The sequence below is a fragment of the Chitinophaga sp. genome, assembly GCF_036566945.1.
Taxonomy (GTDB): Bacteria; Bacteroidota; Bacteroidia; order Chitinophagales; family Chitinophagaceae; genus Chitinophaga.
The window spans coordinates 1-20,405 of the sequence record NZ_DATCVJ010000429.1 but is presented as its reverse complement, the minus strand read 5'-3'; the positions used below and the strand labels follow the sequence as shown (position 1 = coordinate 20,405).

Below are 20,405 nucleotides of genomic sequence, written 5' to 3'. Positions count from 1 at the left end.
ATGGCTCCATTCTTATTACAGGGGTCATTCGGCTTAATTGGATTTTGAAGGATGTAGGTATATAGACCGTCAATAAAGTTAAAATTAAGGTGGCGGAGGGGGATATCACCCGCAGCGTATTTCCATTGACAGTACCTTTCTACATAGCCATTTGTAGCGCCATAGTTTTTGATGCTTCCTTTCTTGATTTCGGTTTTAAACTTGTCATAAGCGATTTTGCAGAGTTGGAGCATGGTGACTTTCTGAATGTCTGGTCCAATGCCGAGGTAACAATTTTTGACATTCTCGGCAGTCAGCACACCTTCTTTCAATTCAAGATCCTGGAAGATAGCTGTTAATTTTGATTTTACTTTTTCAAGATAAGTGGCGAATTCCTTTAACTCTTTAGTGGTAAGATTAGGCCAACCCTTACCATCATCCCAATCTTCCATTTGAAAACTGCCTTTAATCGTTAGTTCTCTTTCAGCGGAATTATTACAGGAGATTCTGGCAAAGACGGAATAGTCTTTCCGTTTGTTTTTGTTCAGGCGTATAGCATAGCGCACGCCGAAAGTGTTTTCACTTCTCATTTCTTCTACATTTTAGATGGACAAATCATGTTCTCTGGATCGTGGCTCACAGGCCCAAAAAATGAGTAGAAACAAAGCCGCTGATATCATTTGAAATAAGATGATATCCTTTGTAATGATTTGAAATGCAAATCAATACATATGACGAGGAATCTACGTTGAGTAGGTAAAGTTACTCACTGACCTACTCACCGGATTACTCTGCCGACAACTTGAAATTCGATGATATAAATTGATATGGGGCAAAAATGAAAAAGCCCGCAGATACAATATCTGCGGGCTTTTTGGCGTATCGCGTAACAAAGCGTTACAATGATTTTAGCCTTTTCGTCGGGACGACTAGATTCGAACTAGCGACCTCTTGCACCCCATGCAAGCGCGCTACCGGGCTGCGCTACGTCCCGATTTATTACCGGTACTTTTACCCTTGCGAGTACCGCCAGTAGCTTCACCAGCGGGATGCAAAAGTAAACATTAATTTCAGTTTACAAAATTTTCAAGCGATTATTTATATACTTTTTTATTAATTCCGCCGACGCGCAATAGCCGGCCCGGCGCAGGAATGTATTGTATTATAATTACATGTAATGGTTGCACGATCAATATGTTTGTTTTTATTTCAGGAGAGAATTACGAATTACGTAGTTATGGAAAGATACACGCGTTTACTGTCTCCCCGCAAATTCGTAATTCGTAATTCGTAATTCGTAATTCGTAATTCGTAATTCTTATCTCTTATAAACGCCTACCTCCGCCAGCGCGGTAAAATTTGAATTCTTATAATCCGACCTTACTATCACCCGGAAGTAACGGAAGGTAGCCGTGTCCGTTAGTTCTATAAATTGTTTGTCTGCGGTAGATAGCAACGTAAATGAGCCCAACGACTCCCAGGTCGTTTTATCACTGCTTACTTCAATTTCCACCAGCTTCAGCGGACCATCTAATGGGGTACGTTGTATAAATGTAAAGCCATACGCGAGGTTCACTACGCCCATGTCTACACTGATGGTATGCGGATACGTAAGGCCCGCAACTTTAGACATATGCCATACGGTGGAAGGATTGTTGTCGATCGCATTGCCAGGCCCGCGACCGGAAGGCTCGTCATAGTCAGAGGCCGTAGCGGTCCAGGTATTTTTAGCGTATTCCAGTGGCGGCCCTTTAACGGCCACCGTTTGATAGTCGGTATAAAAAAGATCAATCGCCGCGGTATCCGGCTTGTACTCCGTTGCATAATCGAAGGAGGGAATACCGAAATCAAAATTGGAAAGAGTAGTGGTGTTGGAATCTACGGGAACGGTTACACGCTGCAGTGTCCCGGAGGCATCGGTGTAGGTAAGTTTGGTGCCGGTCACATGTGAATCCGCACTGCCCCAGGTGATGGCCACGGTACCATTGGAATAGAGCGCGCTTTTAACAGGTCTTGGTAAAAGAGAACTGGTATACCTTTCTCCGTATACCTGCCCGGTGGTACTCACTTTAATGGATTTATTCCCACTGTCGTCAAAAGTATAAATGTCAAAAGAGTAGGCGCCTTCCGGTAAGGGCGACAATATCACGTTCACTGTATCTACTTCATACACTCTTTTCAACACCATGTCCAGCGAATCACTTTTGTTGTTCCAGTATATTTTGGCTTTGGTCACCTGCGGGTCGGTGAGCAGCCATGATAGCTGCAGCCTGTTTTTGCCGGGAAATACTTTCACGGAATCTACGGCGCCGGCATAAGTAATTTCTCCTTTTCCAATGAAGGGTTTATAGGTATCATCCATTTTGCTGCAGGCCGATAGTAGGAGCAGTATCATACAATAAGGAAAGAATATTTTCATGATGATTTGTTTTATGATTACTTCACATTACCCCAGAACGTTAACTCTGCGATGTACATATGATCCAGCGCTCCCCACACCTTGATCGTTTTAAAACGCAGGTATCGCACAGGAGGGATGTTGGCCGGGAAGTCGAAATCTTCTCCATCAACCGTAGCAAACTGCTTATCTTCTGTGGTCACCGTTCCTTCGGGTAGCCCGGAGGGTTTCACGGATTCAAAACGGGAGAGCAGTGTCCAGCTTTCCCAGCTGCCATCAGTAGCCGGATTGTTGCTGCCCCATATTTCATAAATCTTCGGATCACCCCCGGTATAAGGCCCATCGGTGGTACCATCCCGATGATATAACCGGAACCGGCTCAGGGTGGCGGTTACGCCCATGTCCATCGTAAACCACTGTGGCAGCCCGCTGCCAGGCTTGGTATGGAAAATGTTGGTCGACAGTTTATCATCCCACAGATTAGGTATTTTGGTGCTGATATGCCCGGCATAAGTATCTGTTGGAAGATCAACCTCCTTGAATTTTGTCTTCTCCAGTTGCTGTTCAAACAAAGGCGCCAGTTCTGCGTACAGTGTGTCGGAATGATTATTCCACCGATCCCGTACAAAGGCGGCGAATTTCCTTTTGTTGGTATTAAAACCACGGGCGGCAAAAGTACCTTCCTTTCTTTTGGTGTAGAATGTTTCCGCCGGTACCAGGTCATTGGTCGAATCCGTTGCCAGTACCGAAATCACAATATCTGCTTCTGCAGTATTTACAAAGTTGATCCGCACACCACCAAAAGTCGCCGACATTTTAAGTTGCCTGAATACTTCTTTTACCGGTGGGGTAAGGGGTTTTATGGAGATGGTAACAGGAGCCGAGGCTTTTTCACCACGACTCACAGCATACAACTTCACCGGATAATCCAGGGTATCCGGAAACCCGTCGATGGTAAGATTGTTCTGATAGTAAGAAGCTTTTACTTCCCGCTCCACACCGGGACGGATGGCATATACCGCTTTTACATACAGCAGGGTATTATCCTTGGGCCGGTTGTAGGTAATCTTTGCACCGCCGGAAATACTTTCTGCGGTCACATTCGTAACAGGACCTGGCGCTTCATCATTGTTAAGAGGACTCATCGTATCTTCTTTACAGCAACAAAGGCATAGCAGCCCGAGATAAATAATATTTTTAGTCATGAGTAGTTCGTTTTATAAAGATTACCAACCGGGATTCTGATTAATTTTTTTATTGCTCAACAGCTCCGACTCCGGGATCGGCCATAAATAATCTTTGGTGGTAAAGGTTTGGTTATAGATTACTTTCTCCCGGTAGTATGCCGCCGCATCTTCCTGCGCCAGATCCCAGCCGGTAATGGGTTTGTTAAATTCATCCGTGGCCTTTTTCCACCGGCGGATATCCCAGTAACGCTGCCCTTCAAAGGCTAATTCAATCAGGCGTTCCCGTTGGATGATGTCCCGCATCCCTTCTTTGTTGGAGAACTTACCCGGATTGCGGGAGTAGTTGGTCCAGGCATTTTCTACAGTAGGTAAACCCGCCCGCTCCCGGATCAGGTTAATGTACTTGTATACTTCCGCTCCGGGACCATTTGCCTCATTTTCTGCTTCTGCATACAACAAATAAAGATTAGCAAGACGGATCACCGGCCAGGGATAGTTCTGTATGGTGTAAGTGGTACCATCACCAATTACATTGTTGAAGTTCACGAGCTTCTTCGGCCAGTAACCGGTCACGGAATAGGACGATTGATTCTGCGCGCTCGCAGGCTGCCCCTTTTTACTGGAAACAAAAAACAGGTTCGCATTGTCGTTGAACAATCCCTGCCCGTACCAGATGCCACCATCAAATCCGAGGTCTGCGTAAAAACGGGGTTCCCGGTCGAAATGCAGGGCTACGGTCTGATAACCTTCCTGGAGATCATACCGGTAGGCATGCGTGCCTGTACGGAGCTTAAAACGGCCATTGTAGTCCCAGGTTTTGTCTTCCGTAATAGGAACACCATGATTGCTGTAAAACATCTCCGCTATTTTGAGGGTAGGTGCAATGTTGCCCACAGTAGCACTGTTGGCCGTTTTGGAAGGGTCCAGTCCCCGCGGCGTAGCACTGGCCTGTATGGTGCCAGCCAGACTATTGGTATTGCCCCAGATAATTTCAGGATTCCATTTTTCGGTGATGGCATTGCGGATACTCAGCTCCACCCGCGTGGTGTCAGAAATTTTATACTGGAAAAATTGCGGATTAAAAGTATACAACCGGTAGCCCTGCGATTCACACAGCGTCAGTGCTGCTTTGCAGGCCGCCGCAGCCCGAACCCATTTCTCCTGGTCTACCGTGGGGGCAAATAACAACCGGCCATCGGGACCTTTAAAGCCGGCATGGTCTGTATTGCCGTTAAACAGGGGACTGGCAGCTACTACCAGCACCTGTGCTTTTACGGTGAGGGCAATCGCTTTGGTGATACGGCCTAATTCTGACACTTCATTTTCTATTTTATCCGGCAAATGACCTGCTGCCTCGTCCAGCTGCGCTACAATGTAGTTCACACAGGAATCTACCGGCTCCCTCGCCGGATACACCTGCTCAGGCGGAGCGCCCACGGGAATGTTTTCTTTGATCAGCGGTATAGGCCCATACATCTGGAACAACCAGAAATGATAATAAGCTTTCAGGAACTGCGCTTCTGCCGTCCATCGCTCCCGTTCCGTAGAAGTCATATCCGGTACTTTGTCTATGTTGTCCAGGAAAATATTGCACTGACGGATACCTTCAAACAAATCTTTACCACCGGCCGCGCCCTGCCAGTAGTTCATGTAACAGTTCACCACGTTCTGGTTGCCACGCCCAATCTGCCATGCATTGGAAGTATTGGTAACGGGCAACCAGTATTCATCGCCGGCAGCATTAGCGGGGTTGCCGTCAAAGTTGCCTAATGCAGGCATATAGGAATAACAGGTGAATAGGAAACGTTCTGCGGTAGACCTTAACCGGAAAGCATAGTCAATAGTAGCTACGTTGTCAGGCACAATATCCAGGAACTTTTTACAGCTGTTGAATAAATGCGCCAACAGAAAAAGAAATATAAGGCTGATTACTTTTTTCATCATATACAGTTAAGAAGTGGTCAGAAGGTCGCCAGGGCGCCCATGTTAAATACGCGTTGCACCGGGTAGCCGAGACCGTTACCCGCCATCTCTACATCCCATAATTTAAACTTGCTCCAGGTCAGCAGATTGGTGCCGTTGAAGTAAAAACGCAGACTTTTGATCTGCTTCCACTGACGGATGGTATAACCTATTTCTACCTGCTTCAACCGGATAAAGGCGCCATTGCGCATAAACCAGGTACTCTGCTGGGAGTTGTTGTCATTGCCAATGGCAGTAGTGCTCAGCCTGGGCCATAACGCATATAAATCCCGGTGCTCTTCCGACCAGTGACTGTCGGCATATGCCTGTAACAGCTGGTTCTGTGGCTTACCGGATAATACTTCATTGTCGTAGTAATAACTCACGAATGGTGCGGTGGCACGTGCATTGATCCAGAACGATTCCCTGCCCAATCCCTGGAAAAAAGCAGAGAGGTCAAATCTTTTATAACCGGCAGAAAACCCGAAGCCATAAGTAATTTCAGGCGTGGTGGGATAACCCAGCGGCACCTGGTCCAGCTGTGTAATCTGCCCGTCGCCGTTTACATCATGGTATTTGATATCTCCACCACCATATTCTCCGAAATTTTGTTTGGGAGATTTGGCTGCTTCTGCATCATCTACAAACAGGCGCTCTGCTATATATCCCCATTGTTGGGAGATGGGATAATTGACATGTAGTTTCCAGGGTGCGCCATCATAAGACGGCTCTTCATACACCGTGAATTTACTCGTGGCATAGGTGAAGTTGATCCTTCCCTGCAACCAGAAACGCTCACTGAAAGAATGATTGTAGTCTACCGATAAATCTACTCCCTGACCCTGCGCGGCGCCCACATTGGCACGGGGTTGTGCGGAAAGCCCCATGGTAGCAGGGGTAGCGGTTCTTGTCATCAGAATATTACTGCGTCGCTCCTGGTAGAAATCTGCCTGTATATCCATTTTGCCAAACAATCCTAACTCAAGCCCCAGGTTGGTTTTCTTCGCCAGCTCCCAGCTGATGTTCGGATCTGCATACCTCGATAAAGAAATGCCGGATCGGCTATACCCATTGTCACGGCCAAATACAGCACTTTTGGTCGCGTCATTCATGTTTACGTTCGACAAATACATGAAACGATCAGTGGGATCGCCAATGGCATCATTACCGGATAAACCATAGGTGGCACGCAAACGGAGATTAGAGATCGCATGCTTATAAGGCTCAAAGAATTTTTCATTGGATACACTCCAGGCTACACCTGCTGAAGGAAAAAATCCGTAACGGTGCGATTCATGAAAACGTTCCGATCCGTTATATCCAAAATTCAGTTCTACATAATACCTGTTTTTGTAAGAGTAGGTGCCACGGCCCGCCAGTCCTACATTACGGAAGGGGAGAGAGGCCTGCAGATCAGCACCATTGCCGGTGAGATTATTCCGGACCATAAACACAAACAAGCCGCTCAACGTATGATCTTCATGAAAAGTACGGTTGTAGTTCAATGCCGATTCCATATAAAAACTCGAATTCACGGTTTTAGTGCCCGGCACATAATTCAGGTACTCCGTCCCCAGTTCTTCATTCAATAAATCCAGTTTATAGGTATTCTGTAATTTATCATAAGCGCCGGCCTGGTACCAGAAAGGCTGGTAGGCACGGGTGATATCAAAATAAGTGTTGCGGGTAACATTCACCATGGTCCTGAAGTTCAAGCCTTCTGTCAGTGAAGAAAGATCCTGTTTTACCTCAAACTGTGCAGCCATCATGGAGCGGGAATAATTTTTATATCCCTTCACCATGTCTGCATAGGGATTCAATAAGTAACTGTTACTGCCATCATCATAGTTGCCAAACATAATATGCTGCACATACCGGTGATCATCATCCATAGGATAGTAGGCCGGGAAGTAAACGGGATTGGTACGCATTACTTTTTTATAAAGATCTGCACCACCGTCAATGGGACCGGTATAGTCATCAAAGGAGCCGCTGAGGCGCACTACCATCTCGGTAGATTTAGTAACGTTCACATTTACATTGGAACGGAGCGAGTAATTTTTCAGGTCGATGTTGCTATTGAAGTTGTTTCGTTTATCTACGTTCAGTATCCCGTTGTCTTTATTAAATGAGCCGGCCACATAGTAGCGGGCTACTGTACCGCCGCCGCTCACATTCAGGTTGGCGCGCTGGTTGGTGGTATAACTTTTAAACAGTGATTCCCGCCAGTCCGTAGCCGGATACATCGCCGGATTGATGCCGGCAATGGTATTATCAATTTTCTGATCGGTATAGGGTAGTTGACCCAGCGGATCGCGGGTGAGTACCGCTTCATTATTCAGCCGCATATACGTGATAGGATCTGCCAGGGCCACGTTGCGGGTGGGAGCGGAGAAAGAATTTTCTACGCGTAGGGTAATGGCTGCTTTGCCTTCTTTCCCCTCTTTGGTCGTGACCAGTATCACGCCATTGGCTGCGCGGCTGCCATACAGAGAGGTGGCAGTCGCATCTTTCATAATCGAAAAACTGGCAATATCGTCTGGTTGTAAACGGGCCAGGTCCGTTACGGTGAGCTCTATGCCATCTATCAATATCAGCGGATCTTTTTTATAACCAAAGGTGGTGACCCCCCGTATAAAAAAATCGGCATTGTCTTGTCCCGGTTCACCGCTGCGCTGGTAGCCTATTACACCGGCAATGCGGCCGGCGAGTGCGGTAGTAAGATTGCTGGCAGGCACTTTTAATTCAGCCGGATTAATAGTAGTTACTGCGCCTACTACATCTGCCTTCTTCTGCTTACCAAAAGCTACAATCACCGTTTCTCCCAGCTGATTGAAGGATGGGCGCATGGTTATATTAATCACCTCCCGGCCATTCACCGGGATCTCCTGCGCCGTGAAGCCTATCATCGAAAATACAAGGGTGGCATTCTCCGGTACTTTCAGAATGTACCGCCCGTTATTGTCGGACGCTGTGCCCACGCCTGGCTTATTCTTTACGGCAATGGTAACACCAATTACCGGTGTACCGGTGCTGTCTGTTATCAGCCCCCTTACTTCCTTGTCTGCCGCCGGGAGTGCCGTTGCTACAGCTGCAGACAGCTGGAATAAAAGCAACAGCATTACCACCACTCCCGTGTAAAATTTGTCTTGCATAATTTGTTTTTAAAAGATGGAATAATTTCGTTGATCCGTTTACGTTATAGGCATAGCAAACCCCTTCCGCAGATAATTTTTATCCGCAGTGCTGTATCATCATAAGCATAGCAATCCTTTTCTGCGGATAGTTATTATCCTGCAGCGGTGAATAGCAGACATAGCAAACCCTTTCCGCAGGTCCTGCAGCTATGTGGAATCGCCATGCAATGTGGATGCCTTTACAGGAGTTTTCCTGTCAGGCAGTGGCTATGCGCCAGGTGTTTTCATCAGGAGATAATAATTCATAGCGCGTTTTTTGCGGCGGTTAAAATCACTTGTAATCGATTGCAAGTGCTGAGTTAAAAAAAACGTAGTGCCGTTCCCGGTAGTTGCACCGGAAACATTGATCTTTAATTTGTCAATTGTATTATTCCTTCTAACAAACGATACTTCATACGTGGATCACAAAGAAGAGAACGATTAACATCTGGTTGTGGGTAACTCCTGCTGCAGCATATAGGGACTGTGACAGGACCGAAACAAAGATTTCATAATATTATAAGCAATGCAAGTTTTTGCAGTTGTAAAATACAACCGTTCCCGTTGTGCTTTACAACGAAGGAATGCTAACGCATTGTATTTGAAATATTTGAAAAAAGGGAGAGGCTGGCCATTATTTGATTGTTTAACGTACTTTTATAGCAAATCTTTTTTTTCATATGAATATAGGTCAGAAAATAGCCCGCCTCCGTGAAATTCGTGGTATCAAGCAGGCTGACCTGGCACGTCGACTGGGCGTTACACAACAGGCATTATCTAAAATGGAGAATTGTGAATCTATGGATGATGAAAGATTGGAAAGAGTAGCATCTGCCCTCGAAATATCTCCGGACGTTATCCGCAACTTCAGAGAAGATGTGATCATCAACAATGTCTATGATCAGAACAATACGGTTATCAACTACCAGTTTAATCCTATCGAGAAAATAGTGGCGTTGTATGACGAGTTGCTGGCAACAGAACGTAAACGCATTGAATTACTTGAAGCCTTGCTTAAAATGGAGCAGGAGAAAAAGCAGTAAAGCCGGTTTCCCCTGCTCCCCGTGATGGAATACGATACTACCCCCGTTTCCCCCCGCGGCTTATTAAAAATATGATCAGGCCCACTACCACAGCTACGGCAAGTATTCCTGTCCATACGCCCGCTTTAAATATTCCGCCTATCAGCTCACAACTACTGAGGAAAAGTACCAGGAACGACAGCAACCAATAAGTGAGGTGTTTCATATAGTTCAGTTTTAGTGATATACATTACCCTGACATATCCTGTACCAAAATATATTTGCAGGTGTCAAAATAATTCACAAGCTTTAGTATATCAACCAGAATATGTATGAATACAGGGAAAGCCTATAAATCAGGTCTGCGCGTGGTGGCTTCCCATTCCTCACTTTGGGGACTCTTTCTACAAGGTGACCGCCACGCTTTCGCCGAAATATATGATGCGCACATCGATGACCTCTTTCATTATGGCATGCACTTTTGCCAGGAAAAGGAAAGGGTGAAGGACTGCTTACAGGACCTGTTCCAGGATCTCTGGATCAGCAGGGCACACCTGTCGGCCGACATCCAGAATGTACGCTATTACCTGATCAGCAGCCTGAGAAGACGTTTACTCCGGGCACTCCGTAAAGATCGCCGCTACCAGCACCGCGACGCCTGGGAAGCCTTTGAATTTGAATATACCCTTCCCCTGGAAAACCAGTTAATCCAGCAGGAAACCCTCGAAGCGCAGAAACGCCTCCTGCAGGAAGGATTGGCTCACCTCACCCGCCGTCAGCGGGAAGCCATCTACCTCCGCTTCTTTCAGAACCTCAGCTACAATGAAGTCGCAGATATTATGTCTATGCAGGTAGATTCTGTCTATAATACCATCTCCAAAGCCATCGGTATCCTCAAAAAGAACCTCTCTTTGCCGCTCCTGTTACTGCTTTTAAGCAAATAAAAAATATTTTGGAAAAAGTGATGAGGTTTTCTTCCGGAAGGTCTCTTTAAGAAAAAGCACGTTCTCTTGGCAGCCAGCAACTATTTATCATACACGGCCAGGGAGTTCGCAATGGATGAAGATTTCCAGGAATGGGTATTACATCCTGAACTGAGAAATGTATTTTGGGAAACCTGGCTCCGGCAAAACCCGGACAAGGAACCCATCATCAGCGACGCCCGGCAATTGGTGCATAGTATTAAATTCCGCTCATACACCCTCTCCGCTACGGATAAGGAACAACTGTGGGAAGCGGTGTGGAACGGCATGGCAGAAGAGGAAGAAACAACAACCATCGCCCGGATACCGGGGTGGAAAAAGGTAGGAAAATATGCGGCAGCGGTATTACTAGGTATCCTGCTAACAGGCGCCTGGTGGTGGTTTCAGTCAACCAGCCATACACCGGCTATCGTCAGCATTCATACACGACTCGGCGAAACCAAAAAACTGTTGCTGCCTGATTCTTCACAGGTAACACTGAATGCCGACTCACGACTGCTGTATGCCATAACAGAAAACGGTAAACGCGAAGTATGGCTCGATGGAGAAGCCTTCTTTCACGTAAAACATACCACTTCCCATCAGAAATTTATCGTGCATACCTACGATAATCTCAACGTGGAAGTACTGGGTACACAGTTCAATGTAAACAGTGCAGGAAAAGAAATAGTAGTGGTACTGCAACAAGGGAGTATACGGCTCAATATAGGTGAACCCGCCGCCGGAAAAACCGCCGAACTATACCTGCAGCCAGGCGAAATGCTCCGCTACAATAAACAGGATGGCGATTATACAAAGAAGAGCGTAGACGCAGATCACTACACGTCCTGGCATACCGGAAGACTGGTAATGGACGACTTTACGCTGGCAGATGCGGCCACCTTCATGCAACAGGTGTTTGGTAAAACACTGATCGTTCGTGACACACAATTATTACGATACAAAGTATCCGGGTCAATGCCTATCATTTACAACCCCGATACCATGATGACACAGCTGGGAAAGGTTTTCCGTATGCAATTCAACCAAAGAGGCGACGAAGTCTGGATCCATAAACAATAAGATCGCCCCTCATTATTATAAGTAGTCTATTCCTTAATCGTTAAAACCTGTTCAAGATGAAAAAAGGTTTACGTGTTTTGCTAATGCAAGCATTAGCCCTGTATTTCCTATCCCAAACGGTGTCGGCACAAGACCTCGCTGCCGCCAATAATGTACAGCCTGCCCCTGAAACCGGCAACAGTGAGGAGCTGCAACCCGATGAGTCTTCACTGAAGACAGTGCTGCACCTCATCGAAGACCGCTTCAGCGTTTCTATTGCCTACAAAAGCAACCTGGTGAAAAATAAAAAGGTACAGCTGTCAATCGCTGCCTGCCAGTCGCCCGAAGAAGCATTGGGCAAAGCCCTCTTGCCCTTCAACCTACACTACGAAAAAGTAAGGGAACACTTTTATATGGTCACCGGAAAACCAGTAGCACCCGCTCCGGTTGAACCAGGTGTTATCCAGCAACAACATCCCATCAAAGGAGTGGTGAAAGATGAAAAAGGCAACCCGTTTCCCGGTGTTACCGTACGCATCGCCGGAACAAATATCGGTACGGTCACCAGCCCTGAAGGTACTTATACGATTTCCGCTCCCGGTAAAAGCAACGATGAACTGGAAGTAAGTTTCATCGGTTATGAAACACAGCGTTTAGCCGTTGGTGGTAGACAACTCATCAACGTCACTTTAAAAGAAGGCGCCAGCGCCCTCAACGAAATTGTGGTAACCGGGTATACCACCCAAAAGAAGAAAGACCTGACCGGCTCCGTCGCCGTGGTGAATATCGATAACCTCATTAAACAACCTTCTGCACAGGTAACAGAACAACTGCAGGGACAAGCATCCGGTGTAACCGTTATCGGCTCTGGTCAGCCCGGAGAAACACCACAGATCCGTATCCGCGGCGTAAACACTTTTGGCTCCAACTCCCCGCTATATGTAGTGGATGGTGTACCCACCACCGATATCGCCGACCTCAATCCCAATGACGTAGCCAACCTCCAGGTATTGAAAGATGCCGGCGCAGCTTCTATCTATGGTTCCCGTGCCTCCAATGGTGTGATCATCATCACCACCCGCCGCGGTACCGGGAAAGTAAAAGTAAGCTACGATGGGTACTACGGTCGCCAATATCCAAAGAAAGGAAATGTATGGAACACGCTCAATCCACAGGAACAAGCCAACCTGAGATTGCTCGCCTATACCAACTCCGGCGCCGATCCCGGAACAGACCAATACGGTCACGGACCTACGCCGGTCATTCCTGACTATATCCTGCCATCCGGTGCCATGGAAGGCGATCCCAGGGTAGACCCCTCCCTGTATTACCTGAACCCTAACTATACCGACCTGACAGATTATGGTAACTTCTACCAGATCGTAAAAGCCAATAAAGCAGGTACCGACTGGTACCATGAAATATTCAAACCCGCACCTATTACCAGCCACAACGTGGCTGTAAGCGGCGGCGGTGATAAAGGAAATTATCTCTTCTCCCTGAATTATTTTAATCAGCAGGGTACTTTAATGAACACCTACCTGCGCAGATATACGGTCCGCTCCAACACGCAATATAACATCACCAACCATATCAGGGTAGGAGAGAACCTGGCTTTTTCTATGTCAGAAAATCCTACGGTAGATATTAATACCTCCGATGCCGCCATCGGTCATGCTATGCGCGAACAAAGCATTATCCCGGTATATGATATTAAAGGCAACTTTGCCGGTTCTGCAGGAGACGCGCTGGGGGACGCTTTTAACCCCGTGGCCATGCAGGTACGTTCCCGTAACAACAAAGGCTTCAACACCCGTCTGTTTGGTAATGTATATGGAGAAGTAGACTTCCTCAAATACCTCACCTTCCGCACCAGCTTCGGCGGTGAAGTATCTTCCGGATGGTCACACTCTTTTACCTACCCGCAATACGAAAACAAGGAAAATTCTACCAGTAACTCTTATACAGAAGGTTCTACCAACGCACATGCCTGGACCTGGACCAACACACTGACCTATCATGAAACATTCAATAATGTGCATGACCTGAAAATTATTGCTGGTACAGAAGCTTTCGATAGCCGCAACAGAACGGTAGGTGGTACTACCAAAGACTATTTCACCTTTGATCCTTACTTCCCCGACCTGACCACCGGTACCGGCGTACAAACCAACTACAGCACCCGCGAATCGGAAGGCCTGTTTTCGCTGCTGGGTAGAATAGATTATGCTTTTAAAGATAAATACCTGCTGAGTGCTACCCTCCGCCGCGATGGATCTTCCAAGTTCGTTAACAACCCTTATGGTACTTTCCCCGCTATTACTGCCGGCTGGCGTATTTCCCAGGAAGAATTTATGAAGAAGGCTACCTGGATATCTGATCTGAAGCTCCGTGGGGGATGGGGTATCATGGGTAACCAGTTAAACCTTGGCGTCAACAACGGCTACTTCCTCTATGGTGGTAACCGCAGCTCCAGCTACTACGATCTCGCTGGTGTAAATAACGGTCTTACCGCCGGTTTTGCCAGCTACCAGATCGGTAACCCCGATGCGAAATGGGAAAGCGATGTCAATGCCAATATCGGTATCGATGCCAGCCTGTTCAACGGACAACTGGACTTCTCCGCCGACTACTACCGCAAAGACATCAAAGACCTCCTCTACAATCCGGAATTACCCGGACTCGCCGGTACTTCCGCACAACCGTATGTAAATATTGCCCGGATGAAGAACGAAGGTTTCGACTTCTCCCTGGGATGGCATAAAAATATCAACAAGGATTTACAGCTAAACGTAACGGGTACACTCACCACCTACAAAAATAAGATCGTAAAAATTTCGGACGGGGTAGACTATTTCGATAGTGATGGCCGCCGCTTCGATGGCAGCAATATTATCCGCAACGCAGTAGGGCAGCCGGTATCCTCATTCTTTGGCTATAAAGTAATTGGTTTCTGGAATGATGCCTCAGAAATAGAAGCCGCAGATAAAGAAGCACAGAAAGCCACCAACACTGCGGATGCTACTTACCAGGAAGGCGAAGGACTGGGACGTTTCCGTTACCAGGATGTGAACGGCGACGGTATCATTACGCCGGACGATCGTACTTTCCTGGGTAATCCAAATCCGGATTTCTCTTATGGCCTGAACATCGGCGTTACCTTTAAAGGATTTGATTTCAGCATTTTCCTCTTTGGTACACATGGCAACCAAATCTGGAATAACGTACGCTGGTGGCACGATTTCTATGCGCCTTTTGAAAGTGCCAAAAGCAAAACTGCCCTGTACGATTCCTGGAGACCAGACCACCACAACGCGAAAGCGCCCATACAGGAAGTGGATGGTTCTACCAGCGCCAACAACGTACCGAACTCTTATATGGTGGAAAACGGCTCCTATCTGCGCGCTAAAAACCTGCAGCTGGGATATACCTTCAAAGGAGCAGCACTGGCCAATTTACACGTAGAAAAATTACGCATCTACGTGCAGGCAGCTAACCTGTTCACCATTACCAAATATTCAGGCATAGATCCCGAAATCGGTGGTTCATCTATTACTGATTTTGGTGTAGATGAAGGTGCTTATCCTAATCAACGCCAGTTCCTGGTGGGTATTAACCTGGGTTTCTAACAATTGCTCATTTAAAAAAGTATGATCATGAAATCATTTTATCATATACTACTGAGTGCGGCCATTGCAACTTCGCTGATAACCGGATGTAGTAAAAGCTTTCTTCAACGTACCCCGCAATCCTCACTGGAAGAAGCGGCGTTGACCAATAAAAAAGGTGTGAGTACCCTGCTGGTAGGCATTTATGGTGCGCTGGACGGACAGGATTTTAAAGACGGCGACATGGTGAACCTCTCCGGAGGCAGCGGTTATGTAGTGTCACCGGATAACTGGATCTATGGCAGCGTATGCGGTGGCGAGGCACACAAAGGCAGTGATCCCGGCGATGCCGCGGCCGTTTTGCAGATCGGCACTTTTGCCGGCAATGCTACCAATAGCTTCTTCAATGATAAATGGCGGGTAAATTATGAAGGCGTACGCCGCTGCAATTTTGTATTGCATATATTGAAGAATGTAACAGATATGACGGAAGATGAAAAGAAAGAAGTGGCCGCAGAAGCCCGCTTTCTGCGCGGACATTTCTATACAGACCTGAAAAAAATGTTTGATCATATACCCTGGGTAGATGAAAATTCAGAAAGCTTTGTGAATCTGAATGTAGATGATTACAAGGTACCTAACGATAAAGATGTATGGCCGCTGATTGAAGCCGACTTTAAATACGCCGCCGATAACCTGAATGAAGTACAGGACGTGATAGGCCGCGCCAATAGCTGGGCCGCCAAAGCCTACCTGGGAAAAACTTATCTCTACGAGAAAAAATATGCGGAAGCCATGCCTGTTTTTGAAGACGTGATCGCCAATGGTAAAAACGCAAAAGGGGTTCCCTTTCATTTGATGCCTAAATTTCACGACAACTTCGATGCCTTTACGGAAAATAACAGCGAAGCCGTTTTTTCTATCCAATACAGCGCTAACGACGGTTCTGGTGGTACTGGTAACGCTAACCAGGGAGAAATGCTGAATTACCCCTACGACGGACCTTTTAGCTGCTGCGGTTTTTATCAGCCTTCCCAAGACCTGGTAAACTCTTATCGTACCGATGCGAATGGACTGCCTTATATAGATGATTTCAATACGCACCCGGTAAAGAATGATATGAATATCGCCAGTGATGATCCTTTTACACCAGATGCGGGCAACCTCGATCCACGGCTCGATTGGACTGTTGGGCGCCGCACTGTTCCATTCCTCGACTGGGGCAACCATCCCGGCAAAAACTGGATTCGTAACCAACAGTCTGCAGGTCCTTATTCTGCCTTGAAAAATATATACATGCAGGCTACCCAGGATAAGTATTACGATGGGAATGGCTGGGCGCCCGGAAATGCTATTAACTATGTGCTGATCCGCTTCGCGGATGTACTCCTGATGGCAGCAGAATGCCAGGCACAGGCCGGAGATCTCAACATCGCAGAGCAACACGTGAATGCGGTTCGCAGCCGCGCCGCCGATCCGGCCGGCTGGGTGAAAACTTATATCGATCCGGCAAATCCGCTGGAAGGTTATACCAATACGCCCGCCGCCAATTATAAAGTAAGTGCATATCCAGCCAACGTGTTTGTAACAAACGGGAAAGCTTGGGCGATGAAAGCCATACAGTTCGAACGTAAGCTGGAACTGGCACTGGAAGGACATCGCTATTTTGACCTGGTACGCTGGGGCATTGCACAAACAGAAATGAACCGCTACTTCAGCTACGAAAAAAACATTACCTCCGATATTGCCAATGGTAACTTCGCTGCCAAAAATGTAAGGTACCCGATTCCGCAACGCCAGATAGATCTGAGCGTGAAGAATGGCGCCCCTACGTTAACGCAGAACGCGGGGTATTGAGCGGAGGGGATCGCCTTCGGCGATTGTCTTTGTTCAGGATTATACTGATTTTGATGATTTTGATGATTTTTTCAGGAATTTGAAATAGATTTTGACCACAGGGGTATTTTTTCCGAATATCTTTTTATGTTGATAATTTTTATTTTAAAGAGTTCTCTAAAAATCTAAAAATCTAAAAATCTAAAAATCTAAAAATCTAAAAATCTAAAAATCTAAAAATCTAAAAATCTAAAAATCTAAAAATCTAAAAAATCTAAAAATCTAAAAAATCTAAAAGATCAGTATAATCATTATAATCAGTATAATCCTGAACAAAGACAATCGCCGAAGGCGATCCTTTACATTAATTGCTCTGCCCATTGCAAACCGCCAGCTAATGCGCACCTGCTGAATTCAATATGTATCACCCTGCGGTTATGCCCGTTGCTGCTGCGTCCGGAGGCATGCATCAGTAACGGCCGCATGATCATCATACCACCCTGCGGCACCACGCAACTGACGGCTGGTGTAATGTTCATATCGATAGTGTCTGCCCGGTAAACACCTTTCAGGTGGGAGCCGGGTATCACTTTTAATGCCCCATTCTGAGCGTCAGTATCGTCGAGGTGAATGCGGATGGTAAAATTATCTTCCAGGATCTCCACAGGAGGCTGCACGGCATACTGGTCCGGCTTCACCGTCCATGGCCCATATCCTTCCACGGGCAATTTTTCCGCTACAGAAATAGTGAGATCCTGGTGCCAGGCTACAAACCAGTTGGATTGCCCCGGCTTATCAAAGTAAATAGATTTAACAGGGAAATACCCGGCGCCAAAAAGCTGTTGCAACAATGCTTGTAACTGTTCCGTAAAAACAAGCGACCGTATAGCCGGCACTGCCTGCAGAAAACGACGGATCGCAAAAAGATCATTTGTCTTCCGGAATAAGGGTCCGGCAGGATTGGCTTCGTCGATAGCGCCCACCATGGCATCAATTGCCGGTTTATTAAATACATCCGCTATTACCGTATATCCTTGCCCGTTAATGTACTCCTGGTGTTGTGTAATGTTCATATTATCGATTCATCGGGTACTCATTGATCCAGTGAAAGCCCCTGCTAATGAGCAGGTAATCATTCGGATCTTTTCTTTTCAATCGCAAATGTATACTATCCTTTCCGATGACGCCATGCAATAAAATGGAATCTTTCCCGACCTGCTGATAATGTAGTTGTACGGTGTCACTTTTGCCATGCCAGTAACTCAACAGCCGTTTTACGGTATCTGTTTTTGACCGGTAATAAGACAAATCCGTGTCACTTTTTTTAGTAATGAAGGTGTTGTCCTGTTCAATATATATTTTTTGACACAACTGAAACTGCGTGATACGCTCATTTAATAATCCGCTGCTATCCGTCTGTACATTGCCAACGGTATAGATCCCATATAAAGGAGCCTTGTTGATATTCGAATGGGCCCTCATATTTGCGATACAATAATACACTGGCTCTCCTACGAGGGCGCATATACACAGGTATTTCAGGGAGATGAAGGTAATACGTTTCCACTTTGTCCGGAAAACGGGATACCAATGTGCTGCCGGGGCAACTGCTTGCTGTGTGAAAAGGAAACGCAGCAGTCGCTGCATATCCGGTAATGCTATATAGAGTGCTATCAGCAATAAATGGATCGAAAACAGTTTTACAGGAATATCGTAAAAGAAATTCATGGCCACTACATTCACCAGTACCGTGATACTCACTAAGGCCGCAAATAAAGTCGTGCGCCGGAAGAAAAGGAAGATGCCACCTATGAATTCGGCCAATCCGGTAAACAGGTTGTAACCGGTAGAGTAGCCCATATAACTCCACGCCAGTCCCATAGGGGAGGTATCGCCAAAAGGCGTTTCCAGCTTGGCAAGATAAGGAAACGGAAATTGCGTTTTACCTATTTTAGCCATCCCATAATTGATCATGGAAAGCGCCAAACCATAGCGCAATATCACCATTGCCCAATAGGACAACCGTTCATAACTTTTTCGTTTGCGATCCAGCAACGACCAGGTGATCGTGATCAGCACAGTGATCAGCACCATACAAAAAAGCACCAGGTAGTTGTAGGTAGTATCTCCGCTGCCATTAGGCCATACGGTGATGTTGAAGTCCGGCTGGATCAACCATTTTCCGGCCCAGGTGACGAGCGTGTCCCACATGAAATTGAACAAACCCAGGGAGGACAAGGTGTATAGCAGGAAATAGGTAGTACAGAATCGGAAAAATAGTTTCCGGGGTAAAGACCAGGGTATAGTCAGGTCACTGTTGTGCTGCATGATGGTTTTTTATTCTGTCGGCAATTAATTAATTTTTTAAACATCACACAATGTGTTTAGGAAATTTTTAACAGAGGTAGATAAGAATACCATGGCTGATCTGAAACAAAAATTTTCGATCAGCCATGGTATTTGCGAAGTTTATTTAGTCCGCAATATCGGAGGATGCATTAATTTTTATATCTGCATATTTCCACGCTTCATCGAATTGGGTATGTATGCTTTTCGCTTCGTCGTTTTTGTGCTGTAATACGAGGGCATTGTATAAGCCCATTAATGCCCAGCCATTCTTTCGCCAGGTCTTCAGATCCGCACGATAAACAGCTTCGGCTGCTTTGTACTTTTCTGCTTTCAGCAAAACTGCCCCCAAATGATGACGTACAGAGAAAAACCAGTCCGGCGGCTCGTTATAATTCAGATGGTCTTCTATAGCTACGGCTTCCTGCAGTAAGCCGGTGGCATGTGTTGCATCATGTTGTTGTATAGCGATTCCTGCTGCCAGTACTTTAGAAGCGATATGCACCAAATCAGCAGCGGTATTAATATTCCAGATGGTCAGATGCGGGAGAGTGGTATCGGTAGCAAGTATAGCAAGACTATCCATTTCTTTTTGCGCATCCGGCAAATGATGTTTTGCTAAAAAAGCCATCCCCCTGGCATAGTGCCAGATGGCCTTCGGGTACACCAGATCATTTCCGGGAGACGGCAGCGCCAGGATGGTATCCCACATCGATAACTTTGCTGCCACATAATAGGGGATGGTATAATAATGCTGTAAGGTGCCCCAGGCAGGCATCCGCATAATGGTGGGGGAAATATGTTGTTGTAGTTTTGTGGCAGCTTCCCAGGCCAGGGTGGAATTGCCTTCCAGGGTAGCTGTAGCCG

The 20,405-nt window shown here is 46.5% G+C and carries 14 protein-coding genes and 1 tRNA gene; 5 read left to right on the top strand and 10 right to left on the bottom strand.

The genetic code is table 11. The annotated features are described in order from the left end of the window. The 6 genes from VIP81_RS12900 to VIP81_RS12875 all read right to left on the bottom strand — a co-directional run. Positions 1–569: phage integrase SAM-like domain-containing protein (locus VIP81_RS12900; RefSeq protein ID WP_331960991.1), on the bottom strand; the 569-nt coding region annotated here is incomplete at its 3' end. A 330-nt stretch (positions 570–899) separates the two neighbouring features. After that, a tRNA-Pro gene (locus tag VIP81_RS12895) sits at positions 900–973 on the bottom strand. 324 nt (positions 974–1,297) lie between these two features. Beyond that, entirely contained in the window at positions 1,298–2,398 is a 1,101-nt protein-coding gene (locus tag VIP81_RS12890) for a DUF4998 domain-containing protein (protein ID WP_331960988.1), read from the bottom strand. A gap of 17 nt (positions 2,399–2,415) precedes the next feature. Further along, a complete protein-coding gene (locus tag VIP81_RS12885; RefSeq protein WP_331960985.1) occupies positions 2,416–3,582 on the bottom strand; it encodes a DUF5000 domain-containing lipoprotein in 1,167 nt (388 codons plus the stop codon). Between the two features lie 21 nt (positions 3,583–3,603). Further along, positions 3,604–5,505, bottom strand: coding sequence for a RagB/SusD family nutrient uptake outer membrane protein (locus VIP81_RS12880; RefSeq protein WP_331960982.1), 1,902 nt, complete (start codon positions 5,503–5,505; stop codon positions 3,604–3,606). A gap of 20 nt (positions 5,506–5,525) precedes the next feature. Beyond that, positions 5,526–8,681 (bottom strand): TonB-dependent receptor, encoded by a 3,156-nt coding sequence (locus VIP81_RS12875; RefSeq protein WP_331960980.1) that lies wholly within the window; start codon positions 8,679–8,681, stop codon positions 5,526–5,528. Between the two features lie 701 nt (positions 8,682–9,382). Here VIP81_RS12875 and VIP81_RS12870 point away from each other — a divergent pair. Continuing rightward, positions 9,383–9,745, top strand: coding sequence for a helix-turn-helix transcriptional regulator (locus VIP81_RS12870; RefSeq protein ID WP_331960977.1), 363 nt, complete (start codon positions 9,383–9,385; stop codon positions 9,743–9,745). Positions 9,746–9,782: 37 nt separating this feature from the next. On the opposite strand, the gene VIP81_RS12865 is transcribed toward VIP81_RS12870, so the two are convergent. Beyond that, positions 9,783–9,950, bottom strand: a complete 168-nt coding sequence (locus tag VIP81_RS12865) for a phosphatidate cytidylyltransferase (RefSeq protein ID WP_331960974.1) — start codon at positions 9,948–9,950, stop codon at positions 9,783–9,785. 106 nt (positions 9,951–10,056) lie between these two features. On the opposite strand from VIP81_RS12865, the gene VIP81_RS12860 reads away from it, so the two are divergent. The 4 genes from VIP81_RS12860 to VIP81_RS12845 all read left to right on the top strand — a co-directional run bounded on the left by VIP81_RS12860 (position 10,057) and on the right by VIP81_RS12845 (position 17,213). After that, positions 10,057–10,668, top strand: a complete 612-nt coding sequence (locus tag VIP81_RS12860) for a sigma-70 family RNA polymerase sigma factor (RefSeq protein WP_331960971.1) — start codon at positions 10,057–10,059, stop codon at positions 10,666–10,668. A 66-nt stretch (positions 10,669–10,734) separates the two neighbouring features. Beyond that, positions 10,735–11,769, top strand: coding sequence for a FecR family protein (locus VIP81_RS12855; RefSeq protein WP_331960968.1), 1,035 nt, complete (start codon positions 10,735–10,737; stop codon positions 11,767–11,769). A gap of 56 nt (positions 11,770–11,825) precedes the next feature. After that, positions 11,826–15,377: a TonB-dependent receptor gene (locus tag VIP81_RS12850; RefSeq protein ID WP_331960965.1), complete on the top strand. Its 3,552-nt coding sequence runs from the start codon at positions 11,826–11,828 to the stop codon at positions 15,375–15,377. Between the two features lie 27 nt (positions 15,378–15,404). After that, positions 15,405–17,213, top strand: coding sequence for a RagB/SusD family nutrient uptake outer membrane protein (locus tag VIP81_RS12845; RefSeq protein ID WP_331960962.1), 1,809 nt, complete (start codon positions 15,405–15,407; stop codon positions 17,211–17,213). Between the two features lie 338 nt (positions 17,214–17,551). Here the strand turns inward: VIP81_RS12845 and VIP81_RS12840 are convergent, their stop codons facing one another. The 3 genes from VIP81_RS12840 to VIP81_RS12830 all read right to left on the bottom strand — a co-directional run. Then, a complete protein-coding gene (locus tag VIP81_RS12840) occupies positions 17,552–18,265 on the bottom strand; it encodes a phytanoyl-CoA dioxygenase family protein (RefSeq protein WP_331960959.1) in 714 nt (237 codons plus the stop codon). Between the two features lies 1 nt (position 18,266). Further along, positions 18,267–19,520, bottom strand: coding sequence for a DoxX family protein (locus tag VIP81_RS12835; protein ID WP_331960956.1), 1,254 nt, complete (start codon positions 19,518–19,520; stop codon positions 18,267–18,269). Positions 19,521–19,665: 145 nt separating this feature from the next. After that, on the bottom strand, positions 19,666–20,405 hold a 740-nt coding region (locus tag VIP81_RS12830; RefSeq protein WP_331960953.1), incomplete at its 5' end, for a hypothetical protein.

Coding starts and splice junctions, on each gene's coding strand:
- VIP81_RS12890 (WP_331960988.1), bottom strand. CDS start 2,398: ATGAAAATATTCTTTCCTTATTGTATGATACTGCTCCTACTATCGGCC.
- VIP81_RS12885 (WP_331960985.1), bottom strand. CDS start 3,582: ATGACTAAAAATATTATTTATCTCGGGCTGCTATGCCTTTGTTGCTGT.
- VIP81_RS12880 (WP_331960982.1), bottom strand. CDS start 5,505: ATGAAAAAAGTAATCAGCCTTATATTTCTTTTTCTGTTGGCGCATTTA.
- VIP81_RS12875 (WP_331960980.1), bottom strand. CDS start 8,681: ATGCAAGACAAATTTTACACGGGAGTGGTGGTAATGCTGTTGCTTTTA.
- VIP81_RS12870 (WP_331960977.1), top strand. CDS start 9,383: ATGAATATAGGTCAGAAAATAGCCCGCCTCCGTGAAATTCGTGGTATC.
- VIP81_RS12865 (WP_331960974.1), bottom strand. CDS start 9,950: ATGAAACACCTCACTTATTGGTTGCTGTCGTTCCTGGTACTTTTCCTC.
- VIP81_RS12860 (WP_331960971.1), top strand. CDS start 10,057: ATGAATACAGGGAAAGCCTATAAATCAGGTCTGCGCGTGGTGGCTTCC.
- VIP81_RS12850 (WP_331960965.1), top strand. CDS start 11,826: ATGAAAAAAGGTTTACGTGTTTTGCTAATGCAAGCATTAGCCCTGTAT.
- VIP81_RS12845 (WP_331960962.1), top strand. CDS start 15,405: ATGAAATCATTTTATCATATACTACTGAGTGCGGCCATTGCAACTTCG.
- VIP81_RS12840 (WP_331960959.1), bottom strand. CDS start 18,265: ATGAACATTACACAACACCAGGAGTACATTAACGGGCAAGGATATACG.
- VIP81_RS12835 (WP_331960956.1), bottom strand. CDS start 19,520: ATGCAGCACAACAGTGACCTGACTATACCCTGGTCTTTACCCCGGAAA.